Origin of the sequence: Limnohabitans sp. Hippo4 (assembly GCF_003063605.1) — a bacterium.
In the GTDB taxonomy this organism is placed as follows: Bacteria; Pseudomonadota; Gammaproteobacteria; order Burkholderiales; family Burkholderiaceae_C; genus Limnohabitans_A.
Window position 1 is genome coordinate 534,979 of record NZ_NESE01000002.1, and the last position, 20,778, is coordinate 555,756.

Annotated in this window: 6 protein-coding genes and 1 tRNA gene; 1 reads left to right on the forward strand and 6 read right to left on the reverse strand. The window is 50.6% G+C overall.

Translation table 11 applies throughout. The annotated features are described in order from the left end of the window. The first annotated feature begins 70 nt into the window (after positions 1–70). Positions 71–147, forward strand: a tRNA-Val gene (locus B9Z46_RS08005). Between the two features lie 84 nt (positions 148–231). On the opposite strand, the gene B9Z46_RS15220 is transcribed toward B9Z46_RS08005, so the two are convergent. From B9Z46_RS15220 to B9Z46_RS08040, 6 genes are all read right to left on the reverse strand, one after another. Further along, on the reverse strand, positions 232–1,059 hold the full coding sequence (locus B9Z46_RS15220) for a hypothetical protein (RefSeq protein WP_199220572.1): 828 nt from the start codon (positions 1,057–1,059) through the stop codon (positions 232–234). Between the two features lie 17 nt (positions 1,060–1,076). Beyond that, positions 1,077–15,641, reverse strand: a complete 14,565-nt coding sequence (locus tag B9Z46_RS08020; protein WP_108255465.1) for a DUF4347 domain-containing protein — start codon at positions 15,639–15,641, stop codon at positions 1,077–1,079. A 17-nt stretch (positions 15,642–15,658) separates the two neighbouring features. Beyond that, complete coding sequence (locus B9Z46_RS08025; protein ID WP_158268412.1) at positions 15,659–16,609, reverse strand: GNAT family N-acetyltransferase; 951 nt, start codon at positions 16,607–16,609, stop codon at positions 15,659–15,661. 492 nt (positions 16,610–17,101) lie between these two features. Continuing rightward, on the reverse strand, positions 17,102–17,869 hold the full coding sequence (locus B9Z46_RS08030) for a class II aldolase/adducin family protein (RefSeq protein ID WP_108255469.1): 768 nt from the start codon (positions 17,867–17,869) through the stop codon (positions 17,102–17,104). Between the two features lie 115 nt (positions 17,870–17,984). Continuing rightward, positions 17,985–18,473, reverse strand: coding sequence for a thermonuclease family protein (locus B9Z46_RS08035; protein ID WP_108255838.1), 489 nt, complete (start codon positions 18,471–18,473; stop codon positions 17,985–17,987). A 13-nt stretch (positions 18,474–18,486) separates the two neighbouring features. After that, entirely contained in the window at positions 18,487–20,643 is a 2,157-nt protein-coding gene (locus tag B9Z46_RS08040) for a TonB-dependent siderophore receptor (RefSeq protein WP_158268413.1), read from the reverse strand. Positions 20,644–20,778 lie beyond the last annotated feature (135 nt).

Sequence of the window (20,778 nt, forward strand, 5' to 3'; positions counted from 1 at the left end):
ACTTTGAATTTGACCTAACTGTGCTCAAAAAGTGCCTATTTTTTGATGCTACAATGCGGGCTGAATTTGTAGGCGCGTAGCTCAGCTGGTTAGAGCACCACCTTGACATGGTGGGGGTCGTTGGTTCGAGTCCAATCGCGCCTACCAACATTCAAAAAATAAGCACTTAGTATCACTAAGTGCTTTTTTTTATCCCAAGGGTGTTTCTAGGCACACGTTGGCCTAGCAACATCAAGGTTTTCCGAAGAAAAGTGCTTTGGCGTAAAGTCGATCCACAGTCAGTAAAGTGAATGTGAGATTTGCTTTGTTGGCACTCAGACTTGCAATTCCATTTAACAAAACCTGTGTCTTGTTGGGGCAAGCTTCTGTAACTCTGGTGTCATAAACAAAGCTTTCTGGTCTGACAGCCACCAACCCGGCATAGGTACAGCCTGTGGTGCTATTGCCAGTTAAAACGCCCTGCGAATCAATGACAAAGGTTAGGCCAATTAAAGGGTTGCCCACTGAGCTTGCCCAAGTGCCTGTGACCTCTGTTTGAACAGCAGGACTTTGCGGTACATCCTGCGTCATGGAAGTGCCGTTGTCAAAACTAACTTTGGCAGTTTTGGCATTGTAAGTTCCTGACCAGTTGATAGGAATGATCGTATTGATGGCGGGATCTAAATTGAAAGCGGATCCACTGGCTTTTACGTCTCCATTGACATTCACCGTAGCTGTTAAATAGGCAAGCCTTTGACCATCAGTGGACAAAAGCCAAACGGGTGATTGAGTTTCCCCTTGAGCTGGGTTCAGCCATCTCGCGATCCAAACGCCTTGGTCATTCACCCAGCGCCCCGAAAGCACAGGAGGCGTGCTTGGAACGGGTGTAGGTGTAGGTGTAGGTGTAGGTGTAGGTGTAGGTGTAGGTGTAGGTGTAGGTGTAGGTGTAGGTGTAGGTGTAGGTGTAGGTGTAGGTGTAGGTGTAGGTGTAGTGGACTCAGATGAGCCACCACCTCCGCAGGCAACTAGCAACAAAGACAAAGCAAGTGTTGCGCTAGCAATTGTGAATATTTTCTTCATACCAACTTTCAAAACTGTTAGAACCACAAAATATTGAGGGGCATGGTTGCCACAGAACCCATCACGGACAACTGCAGTTCACCGAGTGCGCCTGGGTCAACAATGACGCCGTTGACAACACCATCCTCATCGAATTCGCCACCATCTTGGATGACAAAATCGATGCGCATCTTGGTATCTTCCATGGTCATTTGACCGCCATAAGCGGGCGTTGCTAAGTTGGTCCATACGCCCTGACCGTTTTGCTTCCAGTAGCCATTGAAATCTAGTGTAGGGTCTACGTAAAGGCTGAAGGAGCCCTTGGCGCCGACATTTGCAAGTGTTGACTTAAAGGCAATGAGACCCAAAGGCATCTTGACGTTGTCTGGAAGACCCGCAGGCGCATCTAATTGATTGATCTCAGTGATGGCCGCCACCTCATTGGCAGATACTTTGCCACTCACAGACGCTGTAACCAGCGTGATGTACGATTCTGGCGTCGTTGAACCGGCGGTACTCACACTGTCAGAGATTTTGAGTGGTACGGACAATACGGCGTTTTGCGCAGAGTCTTTGATGCCGTCACCATTGCCATCACCTTCGATGATTTTTTTGGTGCCATCGGCTGCAACATAAACAACAGACTTGACGGCTGTTTCCGCTGTCGTTGTTGTAACGATGTTGGTATCTGTTTTTGGCACAATAATTGGGATTGGGGCAGTGCTGCCTCCGCCAGTAGTGACTGCTTCAGGCATGGGTGTCAAGACCAAGGCGCTTTGACCCGAGAAACTAACAACGTCATTGCCGTAAATGTCTTGCAGCGTATTGACGTCGTTCTGTGCGGATGGGTCATTGAATGAAACGAGTACATTCTCGCCATACGCAATGCTTCTACCCAGTGTCAATGTCACAACCTTGGTTCCGGTATTGACCAAGTAACCCGAAACCGGGACTGGCTGCCCATTGCTTGTCACAGTAAACTGCGAAGTTGATGGCAAGTTTGTGCCATCAAGCAAATTGGCATCAGCAAACATCAAGGCTAATTGAGCTCCATTGACGGTAGCAACCAAGAAATTAGGTGGCGTACCTTCGTTTTCGCCAACACCTGTGGTGGCATTGGTCACATTAACTGTCAAGATGGATTCGTCGGCCAGGCCATCTGAGTTTGTCGCTTTGACAATCACCTGATAAGCATTGTTTGAACCAACATCGGTCGGGTTTTCATAGTCAGGCAAAGCAGTGAACTGAAGCAATCCAGCCGCTGAGATGACAAATTTGCCACGGTCAGCGTTGTTTGATGCGGCTGATGTGCTGATACTGTAAGTCAAGGCTTTGTTGCCAGGATCAAGCGCTACAAAGAAACCAACATCCAAATTGTTTTCCTGGACGTAAATTTCAGATGCGTTGTTCTGGATGATCGGCGCTGCACTTGCGGTCAAGTTGATCGAGACCTGAGAGGCAGCTGATGTGCCACCATCACCATCGCTCAGCTCAAAAGCGACCACTCGGCTAGAGTTGGCGGGAACTTTCTCTAGGTTGGTGAAGGCGACTGATCGAATAACCGCTGCAACCTTCTCACTGTTAGCGTTGGCATTGAATGTCACCTCAAGGTCATTTGCGCCTGATCCGCCTTTGACAGAACCAATTACAGTGTTGTCGTACTTGATGTTGATGCCGTCAGCTGCATTGGTATCTGTCGTGTCCAAAGAGACCGTGTGTCCCTCCGTAGTGATCGATTCAATGCTCAGAACATCTCTTGCCGCATTTCTGTTTTGTGCAATTGAAACACGCAGTACGCCCGTATCAAAATCAGCACTGTCAGAATCACTGATGGTTGCGAAGACCGAACCTTGATCCAGCAACTGCCGTGTTCCACTGGTCGCATAAGTCAGCACATCGTTGACCACGGAAGCGCCGCTGACGGTGTTCAAGCCATAAATAACGGGTGCGTCATTGACCGCTGTTCGATTGATGGCGAAGCTTACGAAGCCTGTTTGTGCTTGTGAGTCGGAGAGTCGAAGTTGGAAACTGTCATTTTCTTCGGATCCATCATGCTTGTAGCGAACCTTGCCTGCAGCCAAATCAGTCCAAGCAAACTGGCTGTTGTCTGCGAGTGATTCGCCTACATCCAGGTTGGCATCGCCGTTTTGATCCAAATAAAGAGTGCCATGGGTTGGGGAATTGGCCAGGGTCAACAAGTGGTTGCTGCCCAAGCCATCTCCGTCACTCGCATTCACTTGACTGGTTGTCAACGTTATCGATCCACCTTCTGCGACAGAAATCGCGCCAGCAGAAAGGGTAGGTGCTTCATTGACGTTTTGCACGGCTTCTGTCGGCAAACTGAGCACAGATTCATTTCGTGAACCTGCGTCTGTGTAACTGACCAATACGGTGATTTTTTTGCCGATATCAGCTCGCGCCACAGTGTATGTGCTGTTGGTGGCGCTATTGATGTCAATGCCGTCCGCTTTCCACTGATAAGAGAGGTTGGCAGGATTGTTGAACAGGTCAGCATCTTGGATGCCAGAGGTGTTGGCTGTCAGGACCATCGCGCGCTTGGCTTGTCCTGTGATAGTGGGCAAACCAATGGGTGCGTCGTTCACGTTGGTGACTGTGAATACATGACTGCCAGAGACAGTCGTCGTGCCATCAGAAACAGACAAACTCAAAGAATTGCTGTTCGGCTGATCACCATCGTGACGGATTTTCAGTACGCCATTCACAATGTCTTGATAAGCAAACGACTGGCCCACGCCAATTTCTTCGCCAGGGTTGACAACACCGTTGTAATTGCTATCGCGGAAAAGGGTGGCGTCGGTTAGTCCAGTGAGTTTGAATTTAAGTGTCTCTAATGCATCGTCTGCATCTGTCACTGACACCATGTCTTTTGTGACATTGACAATGCCACCTTCCAACATGGTGAATCCATTGACAGTCAAGACAGGCGCGACATTGGGCACCGAGCCTGAGCCTATTTGTGCAGAACCACTGACGCCACTGACTGTCGTGGCTCCCACTTTGGTCAGCGCAACGGTTCGGTCTCCAACAGTTGGATTGGAATCGGTGTTCTGGTAAGTCATGCCGGCCACCAAACTCTCGGCAGCAGCCTCAGAGGTCATGCCAGAAGCGACGACTGTGGCAACGCCATCAGCATCGACACTGATCGTATAGGTGATGCCGTCAATTGGTCCAACAGTTGTTCCATTGATGAGCGGCACAACTGTATTACCAAATTTCAGGACTTCGTTGCCACCGTCTTTGACGCCAGAAACTGTGAAAGTCAGTGATGATGGTGTTCCGGTGATGGCAGCATTGGCGGTGGTCAGGTCGGATGAGCTGAGGGGGCTTAGCGCCCCATTGCCAATGACGACGCCAGCGCTGAGATCATTCAACGGAACAGTGCTGCTGACGCCCCCTGTAATGACAGCAATGTCTTGCAAGGTGATGGTCTTCGCGCCAGCCGTTGGGGTGCTGTCGGTATTGGTGTAGCTCGCGCCATCCACCATGGTCTTGGCCTGAGCTTCAGTAAAGCCTGGTGCCCCTGTGCTGACCGTGATGGTTGCTGTGCCACTGCCATTGACTGCGACTGAATAGGTCACGCCATCAATGGTGACAGTGCCTGGGATCAGGGGGACTGCTTGACCGTTGATCGTGAAAATTTCTTTAGCACCATCGGATACACCTTGTACCGTGAAAGTCAGAGCGCCGACTGTGCTACCGGTTGGCACCGCGTTGTCTACGGCTGTGACTGCAGCGCTTCCAAAGGGGTCAATGCTTTGTGGTGTTGGCAATTCACCCAAGATTTGAACGGCGCCGCCCAAGTTGACATTGGTTGAAGTTACGCCAGCACTGACCGATGCCAGGTTGACTGTGCGTTCCCCGGATGTGGCCGGATTGGCGGTGTTTTGGTAAGTCATGTCGGCCACCAAAGATTCGCCTTGCGCTTCCGAGTTTAAGCCCGAAGCCACGACAGTGGCAGTGCCATTGATAACCGTGACGGTATAGGTGATGCCATTGGCAGTAGGGCCGACGGTTCCGGGGACCAAGGGGACGGTAACAGTGCCAAATTTCAGCACCTCGCTCGAACCATCTTTGACGCCACTGACGGTGAAAGTCAAACCGGTAGTCGCACTTGTGATGGCTGAATTGACTTGCGTGATTTCGGCCGCGCTGAAGGGGTCGAATGCAGGCGTGCCCAGCGTAGCGCTGACTTCTGTGCCAGAGATGGGCGTCTGAGTAGCAGTAGTGGCCGTAGAAGTGGCCAGAACACCCACTTGGGTCAATTCAATTGACTTAACGGCACTGGTAGCGGGCTCTGCATTGTTGGTGTATGTGACACTGTCCAGTAAGGTTTGCGCTTGAGTTTCAGTCAAAGCGGGTGATGCACTAACCAACACAGTCGCTTTGCCATTGACCACAGTCACTGTATATGTACAACCGTCAACAGGGCCTACAGTGCCATTCACCAACGGAACTTCTTGACCATTGATTTTCAGCACTTCGTTGGCACCATCAACAATGCCATCAACGGTGAAGGTGAGACTTTGAACAGCGCCACCTGTTGGAACGGCCGTGTCCAACGCATTGGTGGCAGAACTTCCAAAGGGATCTAAGCTAGTTTTGACATTGACAACGCCTATCAAGTCAACAGCAATGGCATCGTTGGGGTGCGCTGAATCGCCCATGCTGGCGACACTGACCAATCGTTGACCAGCGGTAGGAGGTACTTCGGTGTTCTCATAGCGTACGCTGGCCAAGGTCGCCTCGATGGCCGTTTCGCTCAGTGCCGTTGCATACACTGCAGTGACCAAAACCTGTCCGTCTTGTCCTAATGAAACCGTGTACGTGACACCAGTGCCAGCAACTGTGTGAGGGTAGGGGGAACCCAATCCAATTGCAGTTCCGTCGATGGTCAACACTTCCTTGTTGCCATCCAACACATTGTCAACCGTGAAGCTGAGGGTGTTGATGACTTCACCGGTAGGCATGTTTACATCAACGCTGCTGAAGAGCGGCTGTGTACCATCTGTGCTGCTGGTGACGCTGGTGCCAGCAGTAACATCCGTGACAGGATTGGAAGGTGTAGCCGTTACGGTGCCTTGCTGAATGGGCGTCTCAGGCAATGTCTGACCACTTGCTGTGTAATTGACCATGCTGGTCATCTCAATCACACGCGACCCCACTGTGGCAGGTGTGGATGTATTGCTGTAGGTGATGCTGTCAATCAGCGATGCAGCTTGGATATTGGTAAAGCCGGGCAATACATCGTCTGTGACAACCACAGTCGCTTTGCCCTGTGCATCCACGGACACTGTGTAAGTGACAGTATTGGGGCTGGTTCCAACAGTCACACTATTGCCGTTAAACAAAGCAACATCAGTTCCGCTAATCGTCAACTTTTCGTTGGGATCAGTCACGCCACTGACGGTAAATGTCAATGACTTGATGGTTTGTCCTGCTGGCAAAGTGGCAACTGAAACGTTGGTAAACACATCTGTTGTTGCTGCAGTGTTAATGGCGCCGCGAACTGTAGAAGCCGGAACAATTGACACTGTGAAATCGTGATTGATTGCAGCAGCTATACCATCACTGACACTGAGACTGAACGTGTCTGTGCCAGTTGTGGTTCCATTTGCTTGATAGTTAAGCAAATTGTTGTTCAGATCAGTTTGTGTAAATGAATTTCGGTACTGACCGTTTTGCGTACTGCTGGTGCCCAATACGAGCTGTTCGCCAAAGTCCGCAACTCCATTTGAATTGGCGTCAATGAACAGTTGCCCTTTGCTTGGCAAAGTCAATAGGCTGTAACTGAGTTTGGCAGTTGCCGAGTTGCCATCTGCGTCGGTTGCTGCCAATTGTCCGCTGCCAATTGTTTGAGTGGCACCGTCCAGAACACTTTGCGTGAATGGTTTGGTGCCATCGAAGACCGGCGCTACGTTGACGGCAATCAAACCCACATTGCTCTCAAGAGAGAAGGTGGCTGTATTGACGTTGGGTGCGCTGTTCGACCCACTGTCTGTGACAGTGGTGATCGTGATCTTGCGCGAAGTACCAATGGGGTCTGAACTGGCATTGCTGTAGGCCAAAGAGCCCAACAGAGCTTGCCAAACTGCTGCAGTTTGATTGCCAGACAAAGTCACAGTTGCCACGCCATTGGTAACGGTGACGGCTTTGTTCACGCTGTAGTTTTGGCTGTTTAGAACCACAGTCATGGCTGTGGTTGTGGTAGGAGTTAGTGCAACGGCTTGGTTGCCAAGGTGCAATTTTTCATCAGCGTCGTTTTGGACATCACTCACTGTGACTGCGATAGACGAAATGGTCTGAGCAACTCCGCTTGTATCGCCAGTCGACAATGAAACAGACTGGAACAAGGTGGTCGGTGATGCATTGCCCTCTGTGAAAGACGCGTTACCGACCGGAGAGGCAGTCAGGGTGGGAGCATCGTTGATGGGCGTGATTGTAAAATCAACAGACGTTGGCACAGGCAAGCTGCCGTCTTGGCCGCCATCGGCCATGTTCAAGCCCAATGCATAAGAAGTTTTAGATACCGTCACCAGATAATAAGTTTTGGTGACCGAGCTAACCACTTCAGTTCCTGTGACCACTTTGTATACGGTACCGCTGTTGTTGTAGCTCCCTGGTTTCAGCGGTACGCTGACATTTCCAAAATTCAATTGCTCCGAAGCACCGTCGAGTACATCAGTCACTTTGAAGGTGATTGACTTGTAGCCATTTGCTCCGGGATCTGCCAGTGTGACGGCGGTGGCGCCTGTGAATAAAGTGCTGGCTGTTGCCGTGTCAATCACTTCGGCAGTCGTAGTTCCCAGCGTAGTGGTTGTTTGCACGCCCGATGCATTCCAAGTGTCCGTGGAGGCAAGAGTAATTTTGCGCATGCCTGACGAAGCTTGAGTCGAAGCCAGTCCATCTGTACCGCGCGTGTTTTCGTAGCGCACAACATTGATCAAATCCTGAGCTTCTGTTTGGGTGAATCCGGCAAATGCTCGGTCCGCGCCAGACTGTCGAACTTTGATGACACCCGCCTGAACTTCGCCGTGGGTGAATTTTGCGCCAACAAGGAGAGCCTCATTGGGGTCAATCGTCCCATCGCCATTGCTGTCACGGAACAAAGTGAGTCCATTGGCAGGCAACGATGTGACCGTATATGTCAAGGTGTTGACATCGTTGTCCTCGTCGGCAGGTAGGAATTCTTTTTGCCCCGACACACTGTTCAATGCATAGACGCCACCTTCATCCAAAGTGGCGGCAAAGTCACCCAGCAGTGTTGGTGCATCGTTCAAAGGTGTAATGAAAATCGTAGTTTTGGCAGAAACGCCTGTCTCGCCGGTCACATCCGTGACCGTGGCATTGAGTACCCTTGGCGTGACGTCAGGATTTTCAGCAGTGTTCTTAAATTGAACTGCACGCAATGCCATCTGCATATCTGCGGAGCTCACACCGGTGCTCTGATTGATGGCCGAAATTGTGACGGTGTGATTGTTGTTGCTCAAGGCACTTGAGATGCCACGTCCCAGCAAACCAATGGTGTAGGCAGCATTGACCAACAGCGCATCACCATCTTTGGGGTTGCTGAGATCGACCACCAAGGTGCGGATTTTGGACACCTGATTGTCCAAGCTAGCTGAACCAGCCGCAATTTCAACGGGTAAGGCTTGACCTTCGGTAAATGCAGTTTCGTAATCTCGACCGCTAGACAAGATGCCGTTCAGGTCAATTTCTGTGGTCCAGAAGTTGTTCACCACAGCGCGAGCATCTGGCGATGTATTGGTTGCAAAAGTACGGAACGTGATGTTGGCTGCAGTATTGACCGTCATGGCTGCGCTTGCAGTGACAGTCGTTTTGGTGATCGCATCGTGAGCGATTGCACTGACAGTAGCACCACTGTCGACACCATTAACAAAAATACGCTGACCAGGTTCAATGTAGATGTCAATGTCTGCAAGTACCAAGGTGGTGCTAGTCGTGACATTAGTGGCTACGTGGTCTACCTGTGTCGACTTGATTTCGGTTAGTGGCAATGTCGTTTCAAAAGTTGCCGTAACAGGGCCTGAGCCCACCGAGATGTTGTGCGCAGACGCAGTTGTGACCGTGGTCACACCATTGACAGGTGTATTGACAGACTGAACAACGGCCTTTTGAGTGCCGTTAACTTTAATGACCTGACCAGGCTTGATTGCATCATCGCCCACTTGCAACACCAAGGTAGTAGCAGAAGGGGCTGATTCAACAACCGCAGTTTTATAGAGCTGGATCGTTGAGGTTGGCGTCAGCAGTTTGATGGGCTTGTTAACGATGTAGTTCTTGTTATCGAGAACTTGAGCAATCAAATTGCCTGAGTCTACGCCGTCGACCAAGATTCTTTGACCGGCAGCAACTGCTGTGTTGCCGTTTGTTTCTGCAGAAATCAGAATGGCTTTGTTGGAATCCGATCGACTGGCCTCGTCCACTGAGCCATCCGCCATCAATTGCGTTGACTTGTCGGTCAAACGAATGGTGACTTCGCGATCACCACCGTATGCGTTGGGATTGTCGTTGACGTACTTGATTGTTTTAAGAATGGTGACGTAATCTGCATGCGTACCCTCACCCTGAATGCTCAGGTTCGGTGTGCCGTTACCTGTGAGGGTGAAAGTGCGTGCATTGGCAGTGCCTGCATTGAGTGTGAACGTGTCGGCGTAGGTGGTTGAAAGTGTTTCAAATGTCGTACCAAACTGGTTGTCCAAGGCGCCGCTGGTCAGGGCAATGGTGGCGCCAATGATGCGGTCGTTGGGATCTGGATCTGAAATTGCAACATCGGTATCCACGATGTAAATTGCATCGCCTCGCGGACGGAATAGAACGTTGTATGAGAATCCTGCGCCATTCGAACCGTTCATGTCCAACACAGGCGCATCGTTTTGTCCAGCGATCACAATGCTGTGACCTGTTGAGCTTTGTGCACCATAACCATCGTTGGCAGTCACAGTCAAGGTCGCGTCAGCAACAGCGTTAGGAGCAGACAAGTACTTGACCACATCTGCAGACAACCAGCTGTTGATCGAGACCATGGGCCCCTTGATCGTTAACTTCGAGGTGTCCGAGCCAACGATGCTGATGCCAGAGGGTGTGGCATCTGGAACCGTTAAACGGCCACTGCTGACAGAAAGTGTGACCACAAAGTCGTTGTTGACTGTGGGTGTGCTGTTGTCATTGTCGTGATCGACCCGATTGGCAGTCGCACCCATGTCCAAGTCGGTAAAGACCAATTTATTGGTTGGAATGTAGGTTGCGGCGTCTTCAAGGACTGAGGCAAACGGCAAATCCGTCGTGGTTTCTGCGCCGTTGGCATCAACGGCTTTGTCAACACGTACTGTGATGATGGGGGCATCATTTTTGCCGTTGATCGTGAAGGTTAGCGTTGCACTGTCACTCAGAAATGCGGGCTTACCGTCATCGATACGGTAGTTGAACACCTCGGTAAGTGTTTGACCCTCAGCAAGTGCCTGCACAGCTGGATTGTTTTGATCTAGGGTGTAAGTGTAGGTGCCGTTGTAGGACATCACAATGCTACCGTACAAGCCTTGCAGGGTGTAGCTTCGCGTATCCGCAGTTGTTGTGGTGTCGTTGAATGTTCTGTCGCCCGTTTGAGTGCTTGCATCACCCACGCCTTCAGCGCTGCCGAGTAAAATTTCGGCAACAGACAAGACTGTGGTGTCGCCCACTTCCGTCTTGTTTGCATCACTGTCATCCGTGCCATCGGTAAGCACATTGCCCGACGATGTGGCTGTACCCGTCGTTGCATTGCCCACGCCGTAGTTTTCGGTGAGTCCAGGTCCGACGTCGTCAGTTGCCACCGGTGCAATTGGCGCCAAACGCATCGCAGTGCCGCCATTTGCTGTAACAGTGACAGATTCTGCGAATCCATCTGCGTCGGTGTAGCTTGCTGTTAACTTGATGAACTTGCTGCCGTCCTCGTTTTGAAGTGAGTAAGAGGCCGAAGTAGCGCCAGTGATGTTTGTGTATGTACCGCCTAAGGTGTCGCTGCGCTGCCATTGGTAACTGACTGAGCCACTGATGCCGTTGGCATCCGTAACTTGCGCAAACAAGTTGTCGCCGGGTACGGGGGTACCTACAATTGACACTTGTCCTGTTACGTTAGCTGCACCTACTGTGACCTGATTAGAGTCAACAATTTCGGTATGGCCACGATCATCTGTGTAGTAACTGGTAACACGAACTTTGGATTTGGCTTCTGCTTGGGTTAAGACGTAAGTATTGGCATTGCTGCTACTTGCAATGGGTAGCCAAGTGCTTCCGTTGTCCTTTGAAATTTGCCATTCATGTGTTTTGGTTCCCGTTGCGCCATCAGAGTCTGTAACAGACACACTCAGGGTCTGGCCCACGCTGCCAGTTCCAGACAATGTTCCCGAGCCGGCTGCGTTTGCAGGCAGCAAGAAACTGAACTCGGTTGTACCTGTGGAATGAACGCCCGTTTCTCCTGTCACGCGAACTCGCAAGGACTCAATTGAGTCCTTGGGGTAGCCTGTGAACTTGCGGTCCGTAGGATTGAAGACAATGCCGCTTGAATTGTTGGCATTGCCAGATGACATGACAATCCATGAAGTGCCATTGAAATATTCTGCCTGGGTGTAGCCGGTGACGGGCTCAGATGAGCTGATGTTCTCTGGGTTGTCGAATACCGTGTTCGCTGCAGGCAAGGTGAAGCCAGTCCATCCAGCGGTAATGGTTTGATTGCCGATTGGGCTTAGAAGTACCAAGGCATCGTCAGCATTCGTGACCGTTAAATTCAGTGTCTGCTCGATGGCCGTTTGTCCAGAGATCTCTGCCTTGACTTTCACAGACACAGGGGAGGTGACAGAGCCTGGTGGGTTTCCAGTAAATGTTTGAGTTGTTGAATTAAAACTTAACCATGCTGGTAATGCGGCACCTGATGCAAGCGTTGCAGAGTAAGTTGGCTGAGCGCCTTGAACTGCAAATAAGTCCGCTGGTATGGTGTAGTTGAAAGAACCTTGTCCATCTGCAAAAGGGATCGTGCCGGCAGGAGAGCCCGCAGGCAAGCCCGCTGGCAATGTGCCAGCAGCCAAAGAAACTGTTGGCGTGCCGTCATGGACCTGCAACCCAATACTGGTGCTGACTGTGTGGCTGTTGCCGTCACTAGCGGAAACCAAAATTTTGCCGTTAAATGAACTTCCATCGCCTGTTAATGTATTTCCGGTAATCGTTACATTTGCTGCATTCGCTGGGGCAGGGTCTAAAGTAATTGTGTAGGCTAATGTGTCTCCATCTGGATCAACAAAAATGTTGGTCGGAATCTGGTAGGACCAGCCGGTTGATCCATCCACTTTCGTTACCGTTACGCCTGTGAGATTGCCACCCGTTGAGTTTGTGACTGTGAGGTCAGATACATCGCCGGTTGTTGAGGCGATGAATTTGACTGTACTGCCAGATACTGAGGTGGTGTATCCGGTGAATGTGCCGGCTGCGACTTGCTGCGCTATCTGTGTTGTCGAAATAGAAGAAGACGGGAGGGTGATGCTGGATGAACTTCCTATTGTTAAACTTTTCGTGGCATATGCACCCGCTGAAAATGTTAAAACAACTGTTTCATTTGTTCCCGTTGATGCATTTCCAGTGCCTTCCGTAATCGTTGCAGTAACTGAAGATGCTGCATCTCCGGCGATTTGAAGGTTGGGAGATATATCGCCCTTAGTTTTTGAAACTAACGTTACTGTATTGGCGGCATTGTCTCGGCTTACGGTATACGCTGATGTGATGGCTGTATCCGAACTCAAAGCAGTTGCGACGGCGGTCTCTATAGACTCTGCATCGAGATTGATGGTGATTGGAACGTTGTTAACTTTGATCACGTCCCCTGCATTCAATGCTTGATCAAATGTGACTGTACTGACCTCATGGGTCGTCTTGCTAACATAAGCCGCTGGATTTGTAAGTACAGGGGCTCGGTTGCCAACCACCAAATCAAAAGTAGCATTTGCAGAGAGGGTGCCGTCAGAAGCAACGACTTTCAATGCGTAAGTTGTATCGTCAGGAGGAATTCCTTTGAACGTTCTGGTTGTGGCATCGAAACTAAGCCAAGAGGGCAATGCAGCGCCGTTATCTAGTGTTGCGCTGTATGTCAGTGCATTGCCATCTGCATCTGAAAATGTTGCTGCCGGAACGGTGTAGCTCCAAGCGCCAGTGCCATTGAAGTTTTGTGTCGTCAATGCAGTCGCTGTAGGTGTATCGTTGGCGCCAGTGACAGTGATGGTGATGTTTTTGGTTGAGCTTGCACCACCTGCATCTGTTGCTTTGACAGTGAATACATCAAGGGCTTGAGTTGACAACTGATTGACGGCGGTGGCATTGGGGGTGTAGATCCAAGCACCAGTGCTGCTGGTGAGCGCTAAGCTGCCATAGCTGCCAACTTTAGTGATCACGCCACCTGCTGCTGAGCCTCCAACAACCGTGAGAGTGGTTGTTGTGTTTTCGGTATCGGTGGCCTTGAGATAACCGCTAAGGGCGCCACCCGTTGCCGCTGTAAATGTCGTGTCTGCTGATGCTGTGTCAGCAATCGTGGCAGCGAGGGTTGTCACATCACCACTGTAAACGCTGGTGACATTGTCGAAAGAAGAGTAGGCTTGAATCACTGGCGCATCATTGATGGCTGTGACGTTCAATGTCATGGTGGATGGGGCATTGGCATCGTCAATGCCGTCATTTACTTTGTAGGTAAAACTGGCGGTGCCACTGGCATTGGGAGCAGTCTCAAAAGTCAATGTTCCAAGGTCTGCAACAGCAATCGAAGCGTTGACAGCAACCGCAGTGCCGCCCAATTTGAGGGTGCCTTTGCTGGCGTCTGGTAGCGTTAGAATTTTGACACTTTGAAGTGCCGCGCCATTGGCTGCCAGGGTCGAGGTGGACTTGCCTACCGTATTGTCGCGGTCCGTGAAGTTAAATTGGCTGGCGGCAAACGTATAGGTGGTGTCTTCGTTCAGTGTGATTGAATTTCCGGCACTGGACGGTGCATCATTGAGTTGGGCCTTGGAGCCTGTCCGAAGTGTGAACGTTTTGTCGATCGTTGTGCCATCATTGGATGTGGCGCGAACTGTGATGAGATATTCTTGATCTGAGAATTCAGGTGCCAAATTTTCTACATAAAAAGTAGTGCCGTTGGCGGCCAATTTCAGCCATGTCGGTAAAGTTGTTGTGGAAGTGCCATAGACGGGATTGCTGCTACTGTCAGTACCTGTTCGTGTCTGAATTCCTCGGAAGCTATACCCAGTCACATAGTCAATGCTGTCAGGATCTTGAGCCCCTCTGGCAAAGCTGAATTCACTCCTCGACGGGCTGATCCAATTTTGGTTTGCGGGCGAACCTGTCCAAGTGATGTTGTCGTTGTTGAAACTGCCGTAGATGTTGGTCACAAAGCCGGCTTGCTTGTAGCGACTATAAGCGCTGTAATAGTCGGGGTTTAAGCTACCCCATCGGCTGTAGTCAAAGCCGTCGTCCACATAGTAGCGAACCGTTCCAAGCAATATAGTTCCTTTGAGGGACGCTGCGTTACTTGCTGTGTAAGTCACAACCTTGTCGGAATTGACGCCAACTAAAAAACTTTGACCCGATTTTGTAGCGTAACTTGTGTTGGTAGCTGAGGCGCCTCTGAAATAACGCCAGAAATCTGATGGACTGGTGTAGTAATCATCTTGCACCAAATTTTTGAGGTTGACCGTGTAACTGGTGCCTTGACCGATGGTGATTGAAGCAGCACCTGCAACTTGGGTGGGAACGTTGTTGGCGTAGGCGCCCCATAAGATGGCATAACCTGCGTCGTAGTCCCAGTTGTTGATGTACCAAGGCGAACCATTGATGGCATTGGGCGAGGCTCTGAAAGTAAAGTCAACCGACTCTGCACCCCAGTTAGAGCTGCTTTGATATAAATTTGAAACGTTGCTAGAGTTGACTTTGGTGCCCACTCCGCCCTTACCGTACTTTCCGCCATCCGAATCAAATCGGGCTGTGTACCAAGAACCTTTGTTGATACTCCAAGGGTCTCCGCTCAACAGGCCTACATACTGCCAATAGCCCAAGTCATAGGCATAGTCGGTAGGATTGATCACCATGCTTTCAATGGGACCCGTCATAGCTTCAAGCGACCAATCGCTCGGAGTATTTGCATCACTTTTTCCAGTGGCATCAATCGATGCGGCGACATCTGCGCCTGTAGCTTTTGACAGTGCATCGATGAACGATTGACCTTGCTCACCTGCGCCTACGTCACAACCATAAAGCAATATATCAGCGCCTGGTGCTAGGTTTTGACGGATGGTTGCCAATGCCTCTGCATCTTGCGTCAAGGTTGCGCTTGTGATGGGACCATTGCCAAGCCAAATGCCACCTGGAGCTCCATGAGACATCACGTGCACAGTGCCCACGTTTTTACGTCCTTGGAGTACGCGCGCCATTTGGACAAGACCAGACTCCTGATCATTGAGCATCACCACTTCGATAGAAGGATCGATACCTGCAATCAAGCTGTCTGGCGATTCGACCTTACCATCAATGAAAAGAATTTTAGAAATTGGCATGGTGTTTAAATAGTTAGTCAATGTGAAATGGAAACCGACCGGTTTTGCTCAAAGAGCTTGGTGGGGTCGTATGTTTTAAAAGCAAGACGTGAATGGTTTTTGACCACTGGGCTGTTTTTGAAATCCTCAAGCAACATGGCATTCACATAAATATCGATGGGCTTTGACTGTCCCGGCAGCAGTAGGTGCTTCCGCAAGCATCCTTCTTGTGTGAGTCCCATCTTTAATGTCATGTTTTGAGCAGCCTGGTTGGTGCTGTAAACCAAGCTGCACAATTTGGCGAGCTTGAGTTCATTGAATGACAAGTACAGCACCAATTGAAATGCTTCCATGCGTGCACGACCGTCTGCCAGACTGTTGTTGAATCCAAATTGGATTTCGGCGCGACGGTTGATGTAGTCAAAACCGGAAAGTGTTACCAAGCCAACGGCACGCCCTTGACGCGTCTGAATTAACCAGTGAATTTGTTTGTTATTTTCGAACTGCGAAGTCGTTCGTTTGATAAATTCCTTGGCGGCCATTTCTGGCGGCGGCAAAAATGCATTGAAGCGAGATGTGAAGTCTTGATCAGAAAAAAGAGCCAACAGATCTTGCTGGTGTCTCTCTCTTGGCCTGGCCAAAATAACGCGATCGCCCATCACGTCTTCAGTCCAGAGTGGATGATGCCGAAGCATGACGTTTTGCATCGGCAAAGGGAGCTTTTCAACTCCTCCTAGTTTTTGGGCTGCATAGTACAGCGACCATCCAGCAATTGAATTCGCGCCAATTTTGAGACTCAAATTGGCATAGATTAGCAACGCTTGTGGTGCCTGTTCGGTTAAGTTGTGGGTAAAACCGATATGTTCAAATGCAGAGTGAAATTCTGTGGGGTGCTGGAGTGAAATTGCTTTCAATTCAGCCCAGCGAGCTTGCGCCAACATGTGTCGCAATTTTGACTGCGCATCGGTTTGCAATTCAACCGATCGCATAGTGTCTGTGGCCATCTGCAGAAAACCCCCAAAATTCTAGGCAGTGCGCATCCAAGAGCGCACAAGTGAGACACATGTCAATCCAAAGTGTCAATTCATTTTCACAGGATCTGCTTTGAATTTATGACAGGTTCTTGTTACCCATCGGGTTGTACTTCAAGTGAACTTTAGGGACTATCTGGTGCTGGTAATCTTGATTTTTAAGAAGTGAGCGAACTCGTTTTGGCTCTTTAAGTTCTCTTAGCTTGTTGAAAGCTTGAGTTTCAATGGGTTTCTAAAGTCCGTCTTTCATTCTCAGTTGCGCCAGCTAACTTTGAATTTGACTTTCTTACTTTTGGAACGCTTGAGATATTTGGTTAGATATGACTAAATCTAACTTTAGGGTGCTCCAAGCTTGAGCTTTTTGATGACTTGGAACACATGAAAATTCACGACATCAAATGCTTCCCCTGATGACTCGAATTAATGTTGATCTGACCCCAATTAAATGACTCAGTCAGCGTAGCCGGGGTTGGTGCGATCTAGGATGCGCATGTTGGCTTCGAAGTAGAGTCGTTCACGATCACCGCGAGGATGGCGATCGGCGCCAGACGGGGTGAGTACGCGTTGAATGACATCGTCACTGAGGATGTTCAAAGCTTTGCCCGTGCTCATTGCCAACACTTGCGTTTGGCAAGCTTTTTCAAGTTTGTACAGTCGGCGGTAGGCCTGTGCAACAGTATCACCAACAGTGACCACACCATGGTTTTTCATGAACAGCACGGTTTTGTCACCCATGAGGCGAGCTAGGCGTTCACCTTCTTCCAACGAGGAGGCCAGACCTGTGTAGGTATCGTCGTAGGCAATTCGACCGTGAAAGAAGGCCGCAGTTTGCGTTGCGGGTAGCAAGCGATTGTCTTGTAGCATGTTGAGGGCCGTGGCCCAAGGTTGATGCGTGTGCAGAACAACTTTGGCGCCCGTGATTCGGTGCAAGGGGGCATGAATGCTTTGCGCCGAGAGTTCAACAACGCCTTGGCCTTCCAGGGTTTGACCCGCCTCATTGAAAATCATCATGTCGCTGGCTTTGGCTTCAGACCAGTGCAAACCAAATGGCAACACAAAGTATTGGTCCGTACGGCCAGGTACGCAGGCAGTGAAGTGATTGTCGATGCCTTCTTCAAAACCATCCAAAACAGCCATGCGCAGTGCAGCGGCCAAGTGGACTTTGACTTGTTGAACAGCATCGATCGAGCTGGATGTGTGAAGTGCGTGGACAGTCATGGTGAACTTCAAAGTAAGGTTTGACGAGGATCTAAGACTAAGTCAACTGGCCAAAATTTCAATCGGCATTACCCTAGTGTTGGGCAATTCAATGGGCATGCCCAGGCCCGGGCACTTACTTGTTCTGCTGCCTGAACGACCAAGGCGGGGTGGGGGATTTGTCTTTCCACAAGCCAAGGGATTGTGAGCGGGCTGTCAATTCTGCCTGTGCATAAATATCGCGGTCTTCTGGGGCTTGTTCATTGGCATATTGTTTGTAGTGCCAAGCCATGCCGCGTTTGATTTGTTCCAAACAAACATCGGTGTTGTTCATCAAAACCTTGCCAACGGTTCGGCCGTATTTGTCTTTTTTCTGAAAATCGACCATGACTTCTTTGCCATGCACCATCTCATGCAAGGATTGTTTTGACTTGTTGCCAAAGGCCTGCGCTTTTTCAGGGGCGTCTATGCCCTGCAGTCTAATTTTGTGTTGATTCTTTTGCGCGTCCAACAGCGTCACGGTGTCGCCGTCGGCAACGCCAATCACCTTGCCCTGAAGCGTGGCCGCATTCAAGGCTCCTCCTAAAAGCAGCAGTGCACAAATTGTCAGTTTGACCCAATGCATGCAAGCATCCAAATTAGAGGCGCATATCGAGTGAAAGGTTCAGTTGTGGTTTCGCGTAACGCTCATTGCGTGTGTAGTCGCCGTTGCTCAGCAAATTGAGGGTGCTGCCATTGGGTGGTCCAAATTGCTGGACACCAGCGCTGGCGGCAGCCCTGAAGGACATGGTGGGACTTAAAGGCATCATGGCAAAGACATCAATGCCACGAGAAATTGTGCGCCTCAGCAGCAGCTCTGAAGTCTGTCGGGTGTCGTACCCGGGTGTCAGGCTCAAGTTGCCGCCCACGCTCAGCGGCAGGCCGCTGATGCGCTGATCAAACCCAAGGTTGGCCGACCAAGGTTGCTGACCGTCCAGTCGATTGTCTGGGCCTGGCAGTGCAGCAATTCGAGATCTGTAAACGCTCAAGGAACTCCGAATGTTCAGTGCTTTCACGTTGCTAAAAAATTGCGGCAAAAGATCTGCGGCACGGCCACGCAGTTCAAACTCAACGCCGCTGGTGACCGCATCGGAAAAGTTTTGGGGCTGTGAAATCCAACGCGGTGCGTTGGCCCAACTGACTTGGCGCAACTCAGTCAGATTCCTAACGACATTGTTCAAATTGCGGTGAAACAGGCCCACGCTGAAGATGCCATCGTTGGTCAAATAATTTTCGTAGGCAATGTCCAGACCTGTGGCCAGTTCGGGAGTAAGGGCAGGGTTGCCCAGCCGGTCTGGTGCCAAGTAAGTATTGGTGAGATTGGTGTTGGTGTAGGCGCCGTTGATCACTGGGCGAGCCAACAAGGCATTGAGGCCCGGTGCTTTGTAACTGCGCGTCAAACTGGCGCGCACCATGTCTCTGCTTTTGGGGTCAAACTTGTAAGTGACGTGTGCAAGGGGTGACAGCACACTGCTGACATTGGAAACGGGGGTCGATGCGTTGGTGCTTTCAGAAGCGACGCGTTCATTGCGCAATCCAATGTAGAGTTGCCATTGGGGCGACAAATCCCACTCATCTTGAATGTAATAAGCCTGCCTGCGCATTTGCGCTTCGAAGGGCTGACCTTCAAAGCTTGGCAACAAGGCTTGACCCATTGAATCGGTGGTGGTGCGTTGCTCTCGTCTGTTTCTGTTTTCAAGGTCCCAGCCGGCTGTCAAGGTGTGTGCAGTGCCCAGCAGTTGGCTGTATTTGCCGGCTTGCGTCACGGCGTCGTCGAGGTTGTTGCCTCTGGTTTGCAATTGCATGGCACCTGCGCGCAGATTGCGAAAATCAAAACCAGAGCGAAATTGCTGCACACCTGCTTTGATCTCGATGCGCTGGTCTTCGCTGAACCGGTTAATCCAAGTGATGTTGCCGCGGCGGTTTTCCCAGAAGCCGCCTTGCAGTGTGTCATCGTCAAAAACAGGCAAACCTGATACAGCGCGATTGACGTAGTCGGTGCGGTAATTCCAATAACCTTTTTGGAAAAAAGTCGCCAATGACAAGGTTTGTTCGTCGCTGATTTTGTAGTTCAAGCGCGGTGCCAGGTTGTAGCCCCATCCATCTGATCTGCTGGTGCCCAGTTGTTGCGACACGGAAGACAGGCCATCCGAGCCTGCCATCTTGCGATCAATGGTGTTGCGTACTTGTCGATCCCATTCAAACAGGGAAACAGGCAGGGACAAGTTGAAAGGCCCTGTCGATTCACTGAGTGAATAATTGAGGTTGCCCAAGGGTCTTTCACCACCAGAAGCCAAGCCCACTCGCAGCGTGCTGAGGGAGCGACGCGATGTTTCTTTCAAGATGACATTGATGGTGCCGGCAATGGCTTGGGCGCTTTGATCTGCCGTAGCGGCTTTGATGACTTCAATGCGCTCAATTTGAGAGGGACTCAGCTGGTCCAAATTGAAGCCTTGAGGCGCGGGGTCTCCGTTGATCAAAATTTGTGTATAGCCAGCACCCAAGCCTCGCATGCGAGGGCCGCCTGTGTCGACGTTAACACCGGGCAGGCGTCTTAGAAAATCCAAGGTGTTGGTGTCACCGTAACGGTCCAAGTCATCACGGCCATAGATCTGTTTGGCCACACTAGCGGCACGCCTCAATTCGGTGGAACCTTGACGCGCCACAATTTCAACGCGCTGAACGACGCTGGGTTGAGCGCCGCTGGTGGTTTCCGTTTGCCCGCCAATGGCGGCATCTTGCGCCAGGGTGCTCAATGGGGCGCTAGTCCAACACAACACCGCCAAATAAGTCGCACTGAGTTGAAGTGGGGTTCGGATTGGAAATGCCCGATCCCTAGGGCTGTTTTTGGAGGGGCATTTCATAGGTGGCCAAGTCTCAAAGATTGAGCC

Coding starts and splice junctions, on each gene's coding strand:
- B9Z46_RS08030 (WP_108255469.1), bottom strand. CDS start 17,869: ATGACTGTCCACGCACTTCACACATCCAGCTCGATCGATGCTGTTCAA.
- B9Z46_RS08025 (WP_158268412.1), bottom strand. CDS start 16,609: ATGCGATCGGTTGAATTGCAAACCGATGCGCAGTCAAAATTGCGACAC.
- B9Z46_RS08020 (WP_108255465.1), bottom strand. CDS start 15,641: ATGCCAATTTCTAAAATTCTTTTCATTGATGGTAAGGTCGAATCGCCA.
- B9Z46_RS08035 (WP_108255838.1), bottom strand. CDS start 18,473: ATGCATTGGGTCAAACTGACAATTTGTGCACTGCTGCTTTTAGGAGGA.
- B9Z46_RS15220 (WP_199220572.1), bottom strand. CDS start 1,059: ATGAAGAAAATATTCACAATTGCTAGCGCAACACTTGCTTTGTCTTTG.